17 protein-coding genes and 1 tRNA gene are annotated in these 17009 nt (G+C 56.3%); 10 read left to right on the top strand and 8 right to left on the bottom strand.

Annotation, left to right across the window (positions count from 1 at the left end):
* Positions 1-48 precede the first annotated feature (48 nt).
* Together argS and ASF69_RS17820 are read right to left on the bottom strand one after the other, a co-directional pair.
* The gene (gene argS / locus ASF69_RS17825) at positions 49-1806 is read right to left on the bottom strand and encodes an arginine--tRNA ligase (RefSeq protein ID WP_062589883.1); all 1758 of its coding nucleotides are present in this window, start codon (positions 1804-1806) and stop codon (positions 49-51) included.
* Between the two features lie 73 nt (positions 1807-1879).
* Positions 1880-3097, bottom strand: a complete 1218-nt coding sequence (locus ASF69_RS17820) for a deoxyguanosinetriphosphate triphosphohydrolase (protein ID WP_062589543.1) — start codon at positions 3095-3097, stop codon at positions 1880-1882.
* A 192-nt stretch (positions 3098-3289) separates the two neighbouring features.
* Between ASF69_RS17820 and erpA the strand changes: the two genes are divergently transcribed.
* Positions 3290-3619, top strand: a complete 330-nt coding sequence (erpA, locus tag ASF69_RS17815; RefSeq protein WP_062589542.1) for an iron-sulfur cluster insertion protein ErpA — start codon at positions 3290-3292, stop codon at positions 3617-3619.
* Between the two features lie 95 nt (positions 3620-3714).
* Positions 3715-4509 (top strand): exodeoxyribonuclease III, encoded by a 795-nt coding sequence (gene xth, locus ASF69_RS17810; RefSeq protein WP_062589541.1) that lies wholly within the window; start codon positions 3715-3717, stop codon positions 4507-4509.
* 51 nt (positions 4510-4560) lie between these two features.
* Here xth and exoR read toward each other — a convergent pair whose 3' ends face one another.
* The 6 genes from exoR to ASF69_RS17785 form a co-directional block, all read right to left on the bottom strand.
* Positions 4561-5355 (bottom strand): exopolysaccharide production regulator ExoR, encoded by a 795-nt coding sequence (exoR, locus tag ASF69_RS17805; protein ID WP_062589540.1) that lies wholly within the window; start codon positions 5353-5355, stop codon positions 4561-4563.
* Between the two features lies 1 nt (position 5356).
* On the bottom strand, positions 5357-5752 hold the full coding sequence (locus ASF69_RS22860; protein WP_244475514.1) for a hypothetical protein: 396 nt from the start codon (positions 5750-5752) through the stop codon (positions 5357-5359).
* Between the two features lie 124 nt (positions 5753-5876).
* Positions 5877-7142 (bottom strand): OmpP1/FadL family transporter, encoded by a 1266-nt coding sequence (locus ASF69_RS17800; protein ID WP_062589539.1) that lies wholly within the window; start codon positions 7140-7142, stop codon positions 5877-5879.
* 421 nt (positions 7143-7563) lie between these two features.
* Positions 7564-10407 carry a valine--tRNA ligase gene (locus tag ASF69_RS17795; RefSeq protein WP_062589538.1) on the bottom strand — a complete coding sequence of 948 codons (2844 nt, stop codon included), beginning with the start codon at positions 10405-10407 and terminating at the stop codon, positions 7564-7566.
* A gap of 462 nt (positions 10408-10869) precedes the next feature.
* Positions 10870-11841, bottom strand: coding sequence for a DUF2497 domain-containing protein (locus ASF69_RS17790; protein ID WP_062589537.1), 972 nt, complete (start codon positions 11839-11841; stop codon positions 10870-10872).
* 202 nt (positions 11842-12043) lie between these two features.
* On the bottom strand, positions 12044-12715 hold the full coding sequence (locus ASF69_RS17785) for a protein-L-isoaspartate O-methyltransferase (RefSeq protein WP_062589536.1): 672 nt from the start codon (positions 12713-12715) through the stop codon (positions 12044-12046).
* Positions 12716-12964: 249 nt separating this feature from the next.
* Here ASF69_RS17785 and ASF69_RS22855 point away from each other — a divergent pair, with 249 nt between their 5' ends.
* The 8 genes from ASF69_RS22855 to ASF69_RS17750 all read left to right on the top strand — a co-directional run bounded on the left by ASF69_RS22855 (position 12965) and on the right by ASF69_RS17750 (position 16933).
* A complete protein-coding gene (locus ASF69_RS22855) occupies positions 12965-13117 on the top strand; it encodes a DUF3309 family protein (protein WP_082469772.1) in 153 nt (50 codons plus the stop codon).
* A gap of 141 nt (positions 13118-13258) precedes the next feature.
* Positions 13259-13332 (top strand) — tRNA-Cys (locus tag ASF69_RS17775).
* Positions 13333-13573: 241 nt separating this feature from the next.
* Positions 13574-13801 carry a hypothetical protein gene (locus ASF69_RS17770; RefSeq protein WP_062589882.1) on the top strand — a complete coding sequence of 76 codons (228 nt, stop codon included), beginning with the start codon at positions 13574-13576 and terminating at the stop codon, positions 13799-13801.
* Positions 13802-13964: 163 nt separating this feature from the next.
* Positions 13965-14270 carry a hypothetical protein gene (locus tag ASF69_RS17765; protein ID WP_062589534.1) on the top strand — a complete coding sequence of 102 codons (306 nt, stop codon included), beginning with the start codon at positions 13965-13967 and terminating at the stop codon, positions 14268-14270.
* A gap of 99 nt (positions 14271-14369) precedes the next feature.
* The gene (locus ASF69_RS17760; protein ID WP_062589533.1) at positions 14370-14615 is read left to right on the top strand and encodes a DUF982 domain-containing protein; all 246 of its coding nucleotides are present in this window, start codon (positions 14370-14372) and stop codon (positions 14613-14615) included.
* Positions 14616-14666: 51 nt separating this feature from the next.
* Positions 14667-14789: a hypothetical protein gene (locus ASF69_RS23770; RefSeq protein ID WP_280136392.1), complete on the top strand. Its 123-nt coding sequence runs from the start codon at positions 14667-14669 to the stop codon at positions 14787-14789.
* Positions 14790-15212: 423 nt separating this feature from the next.
* Complete coding sequence (locus ASF69_RS17755) at positions 15213-16022, top strand: SDR family oxidoreductase (protein ID WP_062589532.1); 810 nt, start codon at positions 15213-15215, stop codon at positions 16020-16022.
* Positions 16023-16159: 137 nt separating this feature from the next.
* Positions 16160-16933: a competence/damage-inducible protein A gene (locus ASF69_RS17750; protein ID WP_062589531.1), complete on the top strand. Its 774-nt coding sequence runs from the start codon at positions 16160-16162 to the stop codon at positions 16931-16933.
* Positions 16934-17009 lie beyond the last annotated feature (76 nt).

Here is a 17009-nt window from a genome sequence, read left to right as displayed (position 1 = left end):
CGCATCACAGCACTTGCCAGCGTATTGTGAGCAAATAATGGTGAGATGTCATCGCATTTCGTCAGGTGCGTTTGCCCCAAGGAGCGTCAGTCCAGACTTCAGTACATTAGCGACAGCATTCACCAGCCCGAGTCTGGCAACACTTAATTCTCGGTTTTTATCGTTAACAAAACGTAATTCTGGCTGATCTTTACCTTTATTCCAATGGCCATGGAAAGAACTGGCCAGATCGTACAGGTAAAATGCCAGGCGGTGCGGCTCATGATTGAGGGCCGCGGACTCGATCAGACGAGGGTACTCAGCCAGTTTAGCAATCAGCTGCAACTCATTGACATCGCTAATCAAAGCAGTGCTGGCCGCCATGTTGATTTGCGATACGTCAAGATCTGGAAACGCTTCATTAGCCTGGCGGAAAACAGACTTGCAGCGCGCATGTGCATACTGCACATAAAATACGGGATTGTCCTTGGATTGCTCCGTAACCTTGGCAAAATCGAAGTCCAGAGGCTCGGAATTCTTCCGGTAGAGCATCATGAATCGCACCGGGTCGCGGCCGACCTCGTCGACGACATCGCGCAATGTCACGAAATCGCCGGAGCGTTTCGACATTTTTACCGGCTCGCCATCACGGAAAAGTTTGACCATCTGGCACAGAAGCACCGTCAGTTTTGACTTGCCCTCGGAGACCGCGCGCGCAACCGCTTCCAGACGCTTCACGTAACCGCCGTGGTCGGCACCCAGAACATAGATCATTTCGCCGAAGCCACGATCATACTTATCCTTGAAGTAGGCAACGTCTGCGGCAAAATAGGTATAGGAACCGTCTGACTTGATCAGCGCGCGATCCATATCGTCACCGACCTCGGTGGAGCGGAACAATGTCTGCTCGCGGTCTTCCCAATCATCCGGCAATTCGCCCTTTGGTGGCGGCAGGGTGCCCTTGTAGACGTGGCCCTTGAAGGTCAGATCGTTGATGGCAGACAGAATGGGCCCGGCATTGCCAGCGTGTAGCGTCCGCTCGGAGTAGAACAAGTCGTGTTTTACGTTCAAGGCGGCCAGATCCTCGCGAATCATCACCATCATCGCGTCGATGGCCTTATCCTTGACGATTGGCAGCCACTGCTCTTCCGGCATGGCGCGCAGCTTGATACCAAATTCCTCGGCCAGCGACTTGCCAAGGGGCACCAGATAGTCACCCGGATAAAGACCCGGCGGAATGGCGCCGACATCTTCGCCGAGCGCCTCGCGGTAACGCAGGAATACAGAGCGTGCCAGCACGTCAATCTGCGAGCCCGCATCATTGATGTAATATTCCTTCGTCACCTCATAGCCGGTGAAGGCCAGAACATTGGCCAGCGTATCGCCCACGACAGCGCCGCGGCAGTGGCCGACATGCATGGGTCCGGTCGGGTTAGCGGAAACATATTCGACATTGATCTTCTTGCCGGTTCCAACGGTGGAGCGACCGTAATCGACGCCCTGCTCTATCATGCCGGCAAGAAGACGCTGCCAGTAGGCAACCGAGACACGGATATTGATGAAGCCGGGGCCCGCAACATTGACGCTGTCCACGTCCGCATCCTGCTCAAGTGCGGGAACGATCAGTTCGGCCAGCGCCCGGGGGTTGGTGCCAAGCGACTTCGCCAGCACCATGGCGGCATTGGTGGCAACATCGCCGTGGCTGGGATCGCGTGGAGATTCCACCGTAATGCGCCCGAAATCGACAGTATCGCGATGGGCTTTGACGAGGTCTATCGTCTCGAGCGCGTTTTTGATTCTGGTGTCGAAATCGGCAAAAAGGTTCATGATCATATACCTGCGCGAAAGGCTTGCATCTCATTCCGGGCAATCCGGATAGTCGGTTCGCGGTTGGCGCTGCCTATCGCAAATCGGGTGTGTGGTCAAACAGGCGCTGATGGGCTTTCAGTGCATAACTGTCGGTCATGCCGGCAAGGTAATCGCCTACATGCCGGGCTTTTGCGGGCGAAGTCATGCCCGGAATGCTGTCTACCCAGTAGTGACTTTGCATTTCGGCTGGCGTTTCCATGTAGCGGTGGAAAAGGTCGGTCACGATCTGCGTCGCGCCTGCGCGGATGCGCATGATTTCGGCATGGCGATAAATATGTGCAAACAGCAACTTCTTGATCTGCCTGTCCGTTTCCGCCATCGCGGGGGAAAATGTCGCGATCGTGTGGTCGGCCGCGCGAATGTCTGCCGCGCATGTCGGCTTCAGCAGGGAAAGATTGTGCTGGGCGACGCCAATCACATCCTCGACCATGCGGGTAATCTGCCTGCGCATGATTTCATGGGCAAACCGGTCATCATCGAGTTTGGGGTATTTCGCGCGCACTTCCGCCATCAGCCCGCTAAGGAAAGGCACTTCCTCAAGCATGTCGAAGGTCAGATATCCCGCCCGCAGGCCGTCATCGATGTCATGGGTGTTGTAGGCGATGTCATCGGCAATGGCCGCCACCTGCGCTTCCAGGCTCGCGAAGGTGCCAATCTCGAGGTCCTGCATCTCGCAATATTCAAGGATGGGCAGCGGCACGGCCCCATGCGTGCCCTGCCCGCTTCTGCTTACCAGCGGACCGTTGTGCTTGACCAAGCCTTCCAGCGTTTCCCATGTCAGGTTGATACCGTCATATTCCGCGTAACGCCGCTCAAGCTTCGTGACGATGCGAAGCGACTGGGCGTTATGGTCGAACCCGCCATAGGGCTTCAGCACGGCATCCAGCGCGTCCTCGCCCGTATGGCCGAAGGGCGTGTGGCCGAAGTCGTGAACCAGCGCCACGCCTTCGGCAAGATCTTCATCCAGCCGCAGGGCGCGGGCGAGAGCGCGGGCAATCTGCGCAACCTCGATCGTGTGCGTCAGCCGGGTGCGATAATGGTCGCCATCGGGGCTGATGAAAACCTGCGTCTTGTGCTTCAGGCGACGGAAAGCCGTCGTGTGAACGATACGGTCGCGGTCGCGCTGAAATTCAGACCGTGTCAGGCTGGAGGCTTCCGGGAACAGGCGGCCGCGCGTGGTCCATGGATCGGTGGCATAGACCGCCCTCTCTCCGCTTCCGAACCCCAATGCACGCTGATCGATTATCATTCCATATCCTGCTGACTTTTATCACGCGGTCTTGCCATTGACCTTTTCATCTACCCTTCATACCTATCCCGAAGGTTGCCGCAAAGCGTCATCGCAGCGCAACAAGGCTATAGACCGTTAATTTGACTGGTTTATAATCGACTTTATACAAAACACAGCTCTCCGGTTCTTGACCCCGGTTGGAGAAACGACATGACCACAGCCATTACACTTTCAGAATCCGCCGCAAAGCGAATCGCCCAGATTGTCGCCGCAGAAGAGGGCAAGCATTCCCTGCGCGTCTCCGTCGAGGGCGGCGGCTGCTCCGGTTTTTCCTACAAGTTCGACCTGGACGGAGAACCGACCCAGGACGACCTCGTCATCGCGCGCGATAACGCCAAGGTGCTGATCGACAGCATGTCCGTGATCTACATGGAAGGTTCCGAAATCGATTTCGTCGACAATCTTCTCGGCCAGTCCTTCCAGATCAAGAACCCCAACGCCGTTGCAAGCTGTGGCTGCGGAACCAGCTTTTCCATCTGAGCCAAATACATATCGCGCCTGTTGATACCGTGAAAACGGGTGGCATTCGGCTGCGCATCGGTTAAAACGGTTTCTATCTGAGAATGGAACATCCGATGAAGATTGCCACCTGGAACATTAACGGCGTCAAGGCGCGCATCGAAAACCTTTGCCAATGGCTGAAGGATTCCGACCCCGATATCGCCTGCCTTCAGGAAATCAAATCCGTCGATGAGAATTTTCCGCGCCAGGAAATCGAGGCGCTTGGCTACCATGTGGAGACGCATGGCCAGAAGGGCTTCAACGGCGTGGCACTGCTTTCCAAGATGACGCCGGACGAGGTCAATCGCGGCTTGCCGGGTGACGAGAGCGATGAACAGGCGCGCTTCATCGAAGGCGTCTTCTCTGTGTCCGGTGGCGTCATCCGTGTGTGCTCGCTCTACCTTCCCAATGGCAATCCTCCGGATGATCCCGTCAAATACCCCTACAAGCTGGCGTGGATGGAACGGTTGAGACGATTTGCCGAGAACCGGCTGCTGCTCGAGGAACCGCTGATCCTCGCGGGAGACTACAACGTCATCCCAGAACCCTTCGATTGCTACGATCCGCGCGCATGGGAGGGAGACGCACTCTTCCTGCCGCAAACCCGCGCCGCTTTCCGCAAGCTTGAAAATCTGGGCTTTACCGATGCTGCCCGCGCCACAACGGATGAGGCCGGTCTTTATACGTTCTGGGATTATCAGGCCGGGGCCTGGCCGAAGAACAACGGCATCCGCATCGATCACCTCATGCTGTCATCGGAGGCTGCGGACAGATTGCAATCCGTTTCGGTAGAGAAGCATGTCCGCGCATGGGAAAAGCCATCAGACCATGTTCCCGTCTGTGGCTATTTCGATTTCAAGCCCGTCTGAGGAGCACAGCCAGCGGCACACGGTGCCAGTGCTGGCTAACCTCGCGTAGCGTCAGTCCGCATCACCCAGCGCGATATTCTGCGCTAGCGAAATCGCCACGCGGCGATCGTCTTCGGCTGCAACAGAGAAGGCCTGTTCCTGCAGGTTCTGTATCCACTTGCAATTGACGGCGGAACACTTGTCCAGCGCAGCCGTCATGAAAGCGAGCCCGCGCACGGTCTGGCCTTCCTGAAACAGCAGATTGCCGAAGATGGACATGGCACCGGCATGGCCGTGCTTGCGCGCCTGGTTTAGCCATTTCTTGGCCTGCTGCGCGTCTGCGCGCCCACCCTCGCCCGCCAGTATCATCTGTGCGAGTTCGAACTGGGCCTCAGCCACGCCGAAGGTGGAAGCAACCTGGAAATAGAGCTGGCGTGCCTGCGACAGGTCGGTCTTGACCGGGCTGCCAGGAATGCCATGGCGATAGTAGTCGGCCAGCGAGAGCAGCGCGTTGACGAAAAAGCCGGTATCCTCGGAACCGGGCTCCACGCCTTGGCTGGCAATTTCGCTGTAAATCTTGAAGGCTTCAAAATCATTCTTCGGCACGCCGTCGCCGAAGGCATACATATTGGCCAGCGCCCAGCGAGAGCCGGTATGACCCTTTTCCGCCGCGTAACGATAGGCCTCGACAGCATCTTCCTTCTTGCCGCTCTTGTAGGACTTGAAGCCGAACTTGAACAGGTCGAAAGGGCCGGATTCCTTCGTCACGCCGGAATTGATATCGAAAGCCGCAGCGGGCATTGCAAGCACCGCCAGCAACATGCCCGTACACAGTGGCCTAAAAACGTTGATGTCACATTTCAGCATTTCAACGGACTTCTCTCACTCTTCCCGGCGTATAGCGAATACTTGCGCGATACTGCAAAGCCAATTCGAGGCCGGGCTGCGAATTTAGAACACACTGCGTCTTTCCAGCCGCACTTTTCATCGTGCTGCCAGTGATCATTTGCGGCGGTCGATCAGTATTTGCATGAGAACGAATGTAAGCGCCGTTTCCGGCAACATCACGGCGTTTAGCAGCCGTTTGAATCGATCCAAGCAATAGAGGGAGAACCTTTCCCGTTTCTACTTGCTTAGATACTGAATCTACACCAGTTTTCACATTAACCACTTCCGCAGAACCACTTTCGAAGCCTGCATATTCTTCCCATTCCCGCGATCTCAAAAACAAGCAAGCAACTTGTTTGTGGCGGGAAATGGACAAATAAGCCCGCATTCTTACGCTACGTGAAGGTTGCAGAAATATGTTGCCAAATCGTCACAATATTGCGAGCAGGCAACAAAAAACCCGGCCTCGAAAGGCCGGGTTGAATTTTCTCGGAATTGCCTCAGAATTTGACTTTGAGCGAGGTCGATACTGCGGTGACGATATCATTGCCGAAGTCGTATGAAACGTCATTACCATAGACGACGCCGCCACGAGTGACCGCACCAGAGCTTCCGCTCGTAAGAAGGCCGACAGCGCCAGCAAGACGCAGTTCCACATTCTCGTTGAAAGCATAGGACACGCCTGTACCGAGGGTCCAGCTGTCGGTCTGCGTACCAACGCCAGTGCTCGTGCCTCTGTCCCACGTCAGGCTGACAGCGCCAGACCATTGATCGTTGAACTTGTGCCCGATACCGCCAGATACGGTCCAGCCATCACGATAAAGCAGGTCGAGCGACGTCACTCCGCCTGGACGACATGGTAGACCGGAGGACGCTACAGGGCAGAATCCGATGGACTGAATCAGGCTCCAATTGGTCCACTTAACGGATCCAAAAGCAAGCCAGTCGGGTGCAATGCCGCTTTGTACCTTCAGTTCGAGAGAGTCCGGAGCCTCGGCCGAGCCCACAACGTTAAACCGGCGACCTGCCCACGGGCTACCGCCAGTACCAAGAGGTATCTGGGTCAGATCCAAGGTACCGGAAAGATTATCATACTTGACGCGACTGTTGTAAACTAGGCTCGCCCTCAATGCGTATTCGGGAATCTCATAAGCGATGCCGGCCCGCCAGCCCGGCGCTTCATCACTCATCTCCAGTCGGCCGACACCGTTGTAAATGGCTGACGCCGGCGCGGGAATTGGGGCGACCAACCTCGTCTTGGAACCTTCGATTTCCTGATAGAAACCGCCGCCGATAACGCGGAATTGTCCCGGACCGACATCAAACTTGTAAGAGCAGGTCAGACCGTAATTATCGGTGCGAACCTTTGTTTCGATGTTGCTTTGTACGCCAATCCATCCCGCACCGGGCTCCAGATGCGCACCGAAAGGTTGCGAGTAATCCACCAAACAGTCAATGGCGTCATAGCCGCCCTTTATCCCTACATAGGGAATCGCATAATTCTCGGAATCATCAGCATAGGTGGTGCCTGCACCCAATCCGTTTGTGCCAGATCCGTCAAACGGATTGGTGTCACGTGCGTTCTTCAGCTTCCGCTGCGGCATTACGTAAGTAACGCCGGAGGAAAATGTGAAAGGCGATGCATCGAACAATTGGTCGATATTGTATCCGCCTCTGTCCAGACCGCCCGCGAAAGCAGGTGTGATCGACGTGATACCGATAGCAAGGCTCAATGCGCCTTTTATGATATGATTTTGTGTTGCCATCTCTCTCCCCAATCAAGGCAATGTCGTGGCAGTGAAACTGAAGGGCTTTGAAAAAAAAGACAATCTGTCGCAGGACAGTGCATTGATTTTGCAGTGCAAAAAGAATTTACGTAAAATGCTGATGAACATAGGGACATCTGTCTAATATAGGCGATTTTTCTAATTCCTACGGATTAATCCTTATTTCGGAGAAAGATATATCAATCCCGCGAATTAGTGTGACCATCTCACAACATCCACAATTTTCACACGCAAAAACACCGCATTCGCCTTTTTGGAACGGAACGGTCAGAGATACCTGACCATCTCCCAGCTTTGCATCTTCGAATCCATCCCATTTCACACGGATCGAACGGTCGTGGAGACACAAAAAAGCCGCCCCTGAAACAAGGGCGGCTCCAATTCTGGTCTGGCGATGAATTCAGCCCGCTTCGTTGACGCGCTCAAGCGCCACTCTCAGGCTCTTGATCTGGACCTCAAGCTCGGCCTTGCGCTCGCGGTCTGCAGCCACGACTTCCGGATCGGCATTGGCCACGAACTTCTCGTTCGACAGTTTCTTGTCGATCCGCTCCAGTTCGGCGTCTGCTTTGCCAATCGCCTTTTCAAGGCGCGACTTTTCAGCAGCGATATCGATGAGATTGCCGAGCGGAATGCACACGGTCGCCTCACCCAGCACCAGCTGTGCCGAACCCTTGGGAGCCACGTCGGCCGCCAGAATTTCGTCTGCTCTCGCCAAACGGCGGATAGCAGCAGAATGACGATCCAGACGCATTTCTGTCGTCGGATTGGCAGCCACGATAACCAGCGGCGCTGTCGCACCCGGAGGTACGTTCATTTCCGATCGCGTCGAGCGAATGCCCGAGACGAGATCCACAAGCCAGTTGATTTCCGCCGCAGCCGCATCATCGCGGAACTGCGGGGCTGGCCAGTCGGTGTGGCACAGCAGGTCCGCACGGCTTTCGCCCTCACCTGCCGAATGCGCCCACAGCTCTTCCGTCATGAACGGCATGAAGGGATGAAGCAGCTTGTAGATCTCTTCCAGAACATAGGCCACGCAGGCCTGCGCCTCTGCCTTGGCAACTTCGTCGTCGCCGCTGAAAACAGGCTTCAGCAGTTCCAGATACCAATCGCAGACCTGGTTCCAGACGAAGCGGTACAGAGAACTTGCGGCATCGTTGAAGCGATAGTTCTCGATCGCGGTCGTGACGTCCTTTGCCGTATTGGCGAGTTCCGTCAGAATCCAGCGGTTGATTGTCAGCGTTGCCGCTTCCGGCAGGAAATGCGGATCGCGCTTGACGCCGTTCATCTCGGCAAAACGCGTTGCGTTCCACAGCTTCGTGCCGAAGTTGCGGTAACCGGCGATGCGGGCCGGGTCCAGCTTCACGTCGCGGCCCTGCGCGGCCATCACAGCCAGCGTAAAGCGCAGCGCATCGGCACCGTACTCATCGATCAGCTCCAGCGGGTCGATGACGTTGCCCTTGGACTTCGACATCTTCTGGCCGTTCTTGTCGCGAACCAGCGCATGAACATAGACCGTGTTGAACGGCTCAACAGCGTGGCCTGCATCGTCCTTCATGAAGTGAAGGCCCATCATCATCATGCGGGCAACCCAGAAGAAGATGATGTCGAAGCCGGTAACGAGAACATTGGTCGGATAATAGCGCGCCAGTTCCGGCGTCTTGTCCGGCCAGCCGAGCGTCGAAAACGGCCAGAGCGCAGACGAGAACCACGTATCCAGCACGTCTTCATCACGGGTCAGGATTTCATCCGGCTTGAAGTTTTCAAGCTTCTCCTCGACCCAGGCCTTCCATGGGCCTTCGTGGGAAATATAGTGCTGGATTGCTGCGTTCAGCGCCTCTTCTTCCGTTTTCTCAACGAAAACCTGACCATCGGGACCATACCATGCGGGAATCTGGTGCCCCCACCACAGCTGGCGGGAAACGCACCACGGCTGGATGTTTTCCATCCACTCGTAATAGGTCTTGTCCCAGTTTTTCGGCACGAAATTGGTGCGGCCTTCGCGCACGCTTTCAATCGCAGGCTTTGCCAGCGTCTTGGCGTCCACATACCACTGCTCCGTCAGGCGCGGCTCGATCGGCACGCCGCCACGGTCGCCATGCGGCACCATGTGCTTGTGCGGTTCGATCTTGTCGAGAAGACCGGCCTCTTCAAAGATTTCAACGATGATCTTGCGCGCGGCAAAACGGTCCTGCCCTTCCAGACGGTCCCATGCGCCATGCAGCGCGGCGGGATGATCCAGCCCTTCGAGGAAATCCTCGTTTTCCTTGATGCAGATCGTGCCATCGATATTCATGATGTTGATGGCGCGAAGACCCGTGCGCTTTCCGACCTCAAAGTCGTTGAAGTCATGCGCAGGCGTGATCTTGACCGCGCCGGTTCCGGCAGCCGGATCGGCGTAGTCATCCGCGACGATCGGGATCTTGCGACCGACGATTGGAAGAATGACATGCTTGCCGACGATACCCATGTAACGCCGGTCTTCCGGATTGACAGCAATGCCGGTATCGCCCAGCATCGTCTCGGGCCGGGTGGTCGCAACGACGATATAGTCGCGGGTCTCGTATTCTGTTGGCTCTCCACGGTCATCCCAAGCACACGGGTATTGGTAGGTTACGCCCTTTTCCAGCGGATAGCGGAAGTGCCACAGATTACCCTTGATCTCCTGCGGCTCGACTTCCAGATCGGAAATCGCCGTCAGCAGCTTGGGGTCCCAGTTCACAAGGCGCTTGTCCTTGTAGATCAGACCCTGCTTGTAAAGCGTAACGAAGACCTCGAGAACGGCCTGCGAAAGCCCCTCGTCCATGGTGAAGCGTTCACGCGACCAGTCGCAGGACGCGCCCAGACGCTTCAGCTGATTGAAGATCAATCCGCCGGATTCGTCCTTCCACTCCCAGATTTTCTCGACAAAGGCTTCACGTCCCATCGTGCGACGGTCTGGAAGCTGGTTTTCCATCAGCTTGCGCTCGACAACCATCTGCGTTGCGATACCGGCATGGTCCATGCCCGGCTGCCACAGCACATCCTTCCCGCGCATACGCTCGAACCGGACCATGATGTCCTGAAGCGTGTTGTTGAGCGCGTGGCCCATATGCAGGGAGCCCGTCACGTTTGGCGGCGGAATGACGATCGTGAAGGTTTCCGCGCCCGGCTTGGCATTTGCGCCAGCGCGAAACGCGTTGGCATCATCCCAGGCTTTGGCGATTTTCGGTTCTACAGATGCGGAATCGTAGGTCTTTTCGAGCATTTACTGACCTGAATTTTAGAGTTCTGGAGCATATCGCGCAAAATGTGCAGCGGTTTTGCGAAAACGACATGCGACAATAGGATCTGTTCACGGCGCGCCCCGACCGCTGGAGATCGCGATGCGCCGTAATCTTGATTTTTTAAATAAGGATGGGCGGGGGAGAGTCAACAGAAACCGGATATTTCAACGGTAAAGCCCGCCAAACGCCGCACGGTGCGGATGCGATATAGTGTCCCCACCCCGATTCGCGGGCTTGAGACACCAGACGTGGCGCAAAAGTGACCCCGTCTTTGCTCAGCGTCGGCCATAAAGAGAATCGGCGTGGAGGTTGACAGTCGCCTCTGGCAAAGCTCAGCGGGAATGTTGAAAAACATCCAACAGATCACTGACCCATCGGAAGGTGTGGATCTGCACGAAGGGCATATATTGGCGGCACGAACCGCCAATATATCTGCGATTGGCTTAGCGGCGTGGACCGCGCGCCACGCGTTCGATTTCTTCACGCACAAGGCGCTCGACCAGTGTTGGAAGGTTGTCTTCCAGCCAGTCTTTCAGCATCGGACGCAACATGTCCTGCGCCATTTCCTCAACGGTTGGACGCTCCACACCATCAAAAATATCAGCCAGCTCACCAAAGGACTGTGCGATCTGGGCGCCAGCGGCGGCCGAGATGAGGTTGAGCGAAAGGCCACTCTCTTCCGACTGGCGGCGCGGCTCTTCCGCGATCATCGGCTGCGGCATCCGTTCTTCGGCGACCGGCTCTCTCTGCACAGCAGCTGGAATCGGCGCAGACACCGGCTGCTCAGGCTCGACGGCACCGCGAAGCGCCATGTTTTCCCACAAGGGCGCGTGCTGTTGGGGCTCTGGTGCAACCGCGACAGGACGTGCAAAATTCGAAGCCGGCACCGGTGCAGCCGGCAACTCCTGCTGTGGTCGCGAAGGTGCCTGCGCAGCATTCAGAAGCGGGCGCATATCCGTTGGCCGGATGGGCGTGGCAGCCGCTGCAGCCGCGCGTTCCTGCTGGAACGGGGGGTGCGAAACAGGCGCAGGCTCAACCAGCCTTTGGGCTGCATAGCCCTGGGGTCCGAGGGCAGCATTTCTATCGGCGGCGGCGCGCACACGGGCCGCGACATCCGCAAGCGACATGGACTTGTCCGCGCCGTCCGATACGGATGCTGCATCCTGGCGCTCAGCATAGGAGAACTCAGGCTGGCGTGCACCATAACCCTGATTGGCAGCCGGAGGCACATGCGCCGGAGGGCTAGCAAGCTCGGCAGAGAAGGGCGACCCCTCTTCTTCTTCCTCGTCGTAAACCGGGGGCAACTGCGCTGAGAAGGCATCGGGAGACGCAGGTTCATTGCTTTCAATGATCCTGCGAATGGACGCCAGAATTTCTTCCATGGATGGTTCGCGCGCTACACTTGGCTGAGCCATTTTTATCCCCGGTTTCACGTTCAAGAGGGCACGGAGCAAAATACGCACTCCGAATCACCATGAGTGTAGGGCAGTCGGGAACGGAATTGAATCGGGTGAAGCGCACTAAGTGGCTTGTTACACAGCTTTATTCGCGTGTCACAAAACAAAAGTGCCGGGCTGAGCGGCCCGGCATCGCATCGACCTCTATGAGGTGGCTTGATCAGAATACGAAATCGCGGGCCTTGGCAAAGCCTGGAACCGGCTTGACGGAAGCGTTGAAGAACGACGTGGAGGATGTGCCCTTCCCGTCCCGGCGATAAACGGTCGCCTTGGCCGAATTGCCATAGCCGACGACAGCAATCAGGCGTCCGCCATCATGCAACTGGTCCAGCAGCGCGGCAGGAACGTCCTCGACAGAACCATTGATGAAAATGAGATCATATGGCGCTTCCGCCGCATGTCCCTTGTTCAGCGGGCCCGTGACGGTCGCGACATTGTCATAGCCCAGCGATGACAAGGTGGCCGTCGCAGCAGCGCTCAATTCCTCGTCCGACTCGAGCGAAACGACGGAACCGGCGAGCTGCGAAAGGATCGCCGTGACATAGCCCAGTCCGCCACCGATTTCGAGTACGACATCATCCTTGGTAATGGCGGCCAGCTGAAGCAGCTTGGCCAGTGGCGATGCCTTCATGACGTAACGGGCACCAAGCCCGTCCTTTGCAGGACAGATCTGCAGGTCCTCGTCCGCATAGGCAATCTGCTTGACGTTGGCGGGCACGAACTCTTCCCGCGGCACGGCCAGAAATGCCTTCAGCACGGAATGTGACGTCACATCGGTGGTGCGCAACTGGCTGTCCACCATCTTGCCGCGTGCGGTCTCGAAATCCATCATGTCGTTTTCGCCTCAAATACAAGCTCGAGAGCAGCCCGGAACTCCGGGTGCCGTGGGCTACCGTCTTAATTGCGTCAGCGTTGGCTTTCAAGCGCAAGCAAGCCGCAGATCGTGGAAAAAGACGCGCTGCGGCATTCACCACCCGCCTTTTTGCGCTTCACACCTGCGAAACGTCTTCGATCAGGAACTTTTTATCCGCCTAATCATTTATAAGCGACTGGAAACGCTCAACAACATCAGGAGGCCAGAATGCTCGGCACAATCCTCATCATCCTGCTCGTACTCTTCCTCATCGGCGCCCTGCCAAACTGGGGCTACCACAATTACGGGTATGGCCTCTCGGGCGGCCTCGGCCTCGTCCTCGTCATCGTGCTGATCCTGGTCCTTCTCGGCCGAATTTGACGCATCTGGAAAAGCCGCGCGCAGCATTGCTGGAGCGCGGCTTTTCCACAAAACTTCTTCCGCTTTTTCAAACCTACCCTATTGCGTGGAAAATGGATTCGTTCTAAATCCCCGCCACGGCTCGAGACATCGAGCCCGTGAGGCCTCGTGGCGGAGTGGTGACGCAGAGGACTGCAAATCCTTGTACCCCGGTTCAATTCCGGGCGAGGCCTCCAAACTTAAAGCCACTCCCCCAGATTTTCGAATTGCCCGTATGTCCGCTAGCTAGCAGTCTCCTCCGTGTGATCGCAATTTGGCTGCTTAGTATCTGGGCTTCGGCGTGACAAAAGATGCCTTTCTTCACAGCCTGTATTCCTACCCGTATTGACTCCCTTCATGAGAAGAACATAATAAGAACATAGCGGGTGCCGGGGCGGGTACCTTGTTCACATCATGCGGCATTTATGGCTCTGGAATATGGAGAATGAGAACGTGCGCCCGAAAACAGGACAGACACTGGTAGATGTTGCAGACTATATTTTGCTTTGCCACGACGGCAACGCAAAGTCTGCCATTCAGGCGATGCAGGATGAGATCGAGCATCTTCAGCACCAGCTGAATCTCGCGGTGGTCGCTATGGGACGAGGATATACAAGAGGATGGGTGCCGGATGCAGAGCGCGCCGTTACCGGAGACGAGGCTTGACTGCCAGGCGCGAGCCGTCTCATCGTCAAGCTGGTGAGATCGGGCGCTTTTGAGACATCGTCCCCCGGAGCGCAGGCTTCCCGGTGCGGAACATCGGAGATATCGAGGAGTTAAAGCCTCAGAGAATCGATTTGCCGCAAAGGCATTATATCTGGAGAGCATCATGAAATTGATCGTTGCAGCCTTGAGTGCAGGTCTGGCACTGGGCCTGGCGGGATGTACAGCGAGTGGGTTTGCCGAAAGATCCATCTCGTCCTACAGCCTGGAGCCTATTCCCGGCAGCATCACCTATCGCGGCCAGCCGCGCACCAAACTGACCAAATCGCCCATCGGCAGCACATTCACGCATAATTTCCGTCGTTTCGACGATCGCGTCATCGAAACCTATCAGATCCAGCCGGACCGCTCGCTCAAGATTATCGACCGCCGCATCATCAGAGACTGGTCGTTCTTCGGACGGGATGATTGAGATTTTCGCCAGCCAGGCGGACACGGCACAGATTGGCATTGAACAGCGGTCCGTAACCTTTTAAACCGCGCTGATTGTCCACTGTTACGGGAAAAGCCATTGCAAACGCCTTGGAAGAAGCCAGTCCTTATCGCTCTGGAAGAGCCGGGCGTCTATGTCAGCATCGAGTCGACCCAGGCGGCATCCTGGGCGCTCATTGAGGATTGGCCCGAGGAAGACGGCGAGATGCTGGACCGCGCCCTTCTTGTGTTTGCGGCTGTCGGTGCTGGCAAGAAAACACCGGAAGAGGCGCGAAAAGCCTTTGTCGATGCCGCAATCGAAGCAGGCCTTGACGTCAAGTCATAGTGACGCAGGTGAAGTTGTCGGCTTATCCTCCGCTGTGAACAGCTATAGGATATGACGAAAATCAAGATTGCTGAGGCCCATTCCCGAATGAAGAAGTTTATTTTCATCCTGCTCGTTGCCTGCCTGCTGCTCAGCATCGTCGGCCACTGGATCTTTGCCCTTCTTGTGACGTGAGATTTGGATTGCCGGGATTGATGAGGACTGAAAACCAAATTTGGCGACACGCGCCTCTTTTCCCAACAATTCACGCTCACGTCACGGAACCCCGTTAAGATTTGCACGTTCTTCTTCCACAAACATGGAGGGTAAAGCGATGCGCGACGGTCTCAACAGTATTCTTGAAGTTTCATTGCTAGGTTTTGTTGTCATTACCTGCTTGATGATGGTTAATCCTATCATCTGATATTTTCTCACAGAACCAGATTTGCTGCCAATGTAAAACGGCAGAATCAAAAATGCGGCTTTTCAGCCGCATTTTGCTTTTTCGGCATAGGCCACTCCCACCGTAAATTCTCGCTAGCCCCCTTAATCTGAAGGGTGACGGCTCACCAGCAAGATCCGATAACGGGTGCTTTAAAGTCTCGCGGCGGGGTGAGCATGAGGCAACTGGATGGCGTAACGGTTCTCATCACCGGAGGGGCATCGGGAATCGGGCGTCTCATGGGGCGCAAATTCCTGGAGGATGGCGCAGCCCACATCGTCATCTGGGATGTCAACCAACAGGCCATGAACGACACTATAGCCGAGTGGAGTGCCGCCGGTTATGGCGCGAGCGGTTATGTGGTTAACCTCGCAGACCCGGAAGCCATCGCAAAGACCGCAGCGGAAATGAAGGCTAAGGCAATTACCGTCGATATACTGGTAAACAATGCCGGTGTGATCGTTGGCAAAACATTTGTCGACCATACCGATGCCGATATTGCATTGACCATCGACGTGAACGTCCTCGCTCCGATCTACATGACAAAGCAATTCCTGCCCAACATGATCGCCCGCAAGCGAGGGCACATCGTCAACATTGCATCGGCAGCAGCACTCGTTTCCAATCCGAAAATGTCCGTTTACTGCGGCAGCAAATGGGCGGTCACGGGCTGGTCGGACTCGCTGCGGATAGAAATGGAGCAGGCCAAAACCGGCGTGAAGGTCACCACCGTCAACCCGTTTTACATCAACACCGGCATGTTCGACGGGGTCCGCTCGCCCTTCATCCCCATACTCGACGCCGATTACGTTGCGCGCCGCATCATTGCGGCGGTGAAGTCTGATCGCATTTTCCTGCGGCTGCCTTCCATCATCAATTTCGTGCCCCTGCTCCGCGGCATCTTGCCCGTGCGGTGGTTCGACAGGATCGGTGGCGAGTGGCTTGGGATTTATCACTCGATGGACAGGTTTAAAGGTCGCAGATAGCGCAGGGCGCTGGCTATTCCTCGCAACCATGCTGCGGAAACGAAACGCGTGTCGCATGGATTTTTTCCCGCGCTGGCTTCTTGCATTCGGCGCTGCGGGCGCTAACTTCAGCAGATATCCCCTTGTGAGTGACCTCCATGTCCGCACCTACCTCCCCCGCATCCGTCGTTACTGCTGCCATGCTCGCCATTGGCGATGAGCTTCTCTCAGGACGGACGAAAGACAAGAATATCGGGCATCTGGCCGATGTGATGACCATGTCCGGCATCGATCTCAAGGAAGTCCGTATTGTTGCGGATGAAGAGGAAGACATCGTTGAAGCGCTCAATGCGCTGCGCAAGCGATATGATTATGTCTTCACCTCCGGCGGCATAGGCCCCACCCATGATGACATCACGGCAGATGCCGTTTCAGCGGCCTTTGGTCTGCCCTGCGAACACGATGCCGAGGCCATGCGTCTGCTTGGCGATATGTACCGCACGCGTGAGATGGAGTTTACCGATGCGCGCAAACGAATGGCACGGATGCCACGCGGCGCGGCCCATATCGCAAACCCCGTTTCAGTCGCGCCGGGTTTCATCGTGGACAATGTCTATGTGATGGCGGGCGTCCCACAGGTGTTCCAGGCCATGCTGGACAATGTCATTCCGACTTTGAAGACGGGTTCTAAAATCCTCTCGCACGCGGTGTCGTCGCCCTATGGTGAAGGCGATATTGGCACCTTGCTCGCAAATGTGCAAAAGGCGCATCCGGAAACCAGCATTGGTTCATACCCACGATATGACGGGAAGAAATTCTCAACCGAAATCGTGGTGCGTGCGCGCGATATTGCGGCTGTGGACGCCGCTGCGCAAGACGTGGCGGCCATGATAGAGAGCATCGGCCGTCAGAAGGCCGCACAGGCCAATTGAACGCTTGTATCGTTCGGGCGTTGATTCTCACGCAGGCAGCTTTCGCAGCGGCATTTGATCACAATCAAGGTGACGT

The sequence above is a fragment of the Rhizobium sp. Leaf311 genome, from assembly GCF_001423445.1.
Taxonomy (GTDB): domain Bacteria; phylum Pseudomonadota; class Alphaproteobacteria; order Rhizobiales; family Rhizobiaceae; genus Agrobacterium.
Note: the sequence above shows the minus strand (reverse complement) of the source record. Positions and strands in the feature narration are given on the sequence as shown.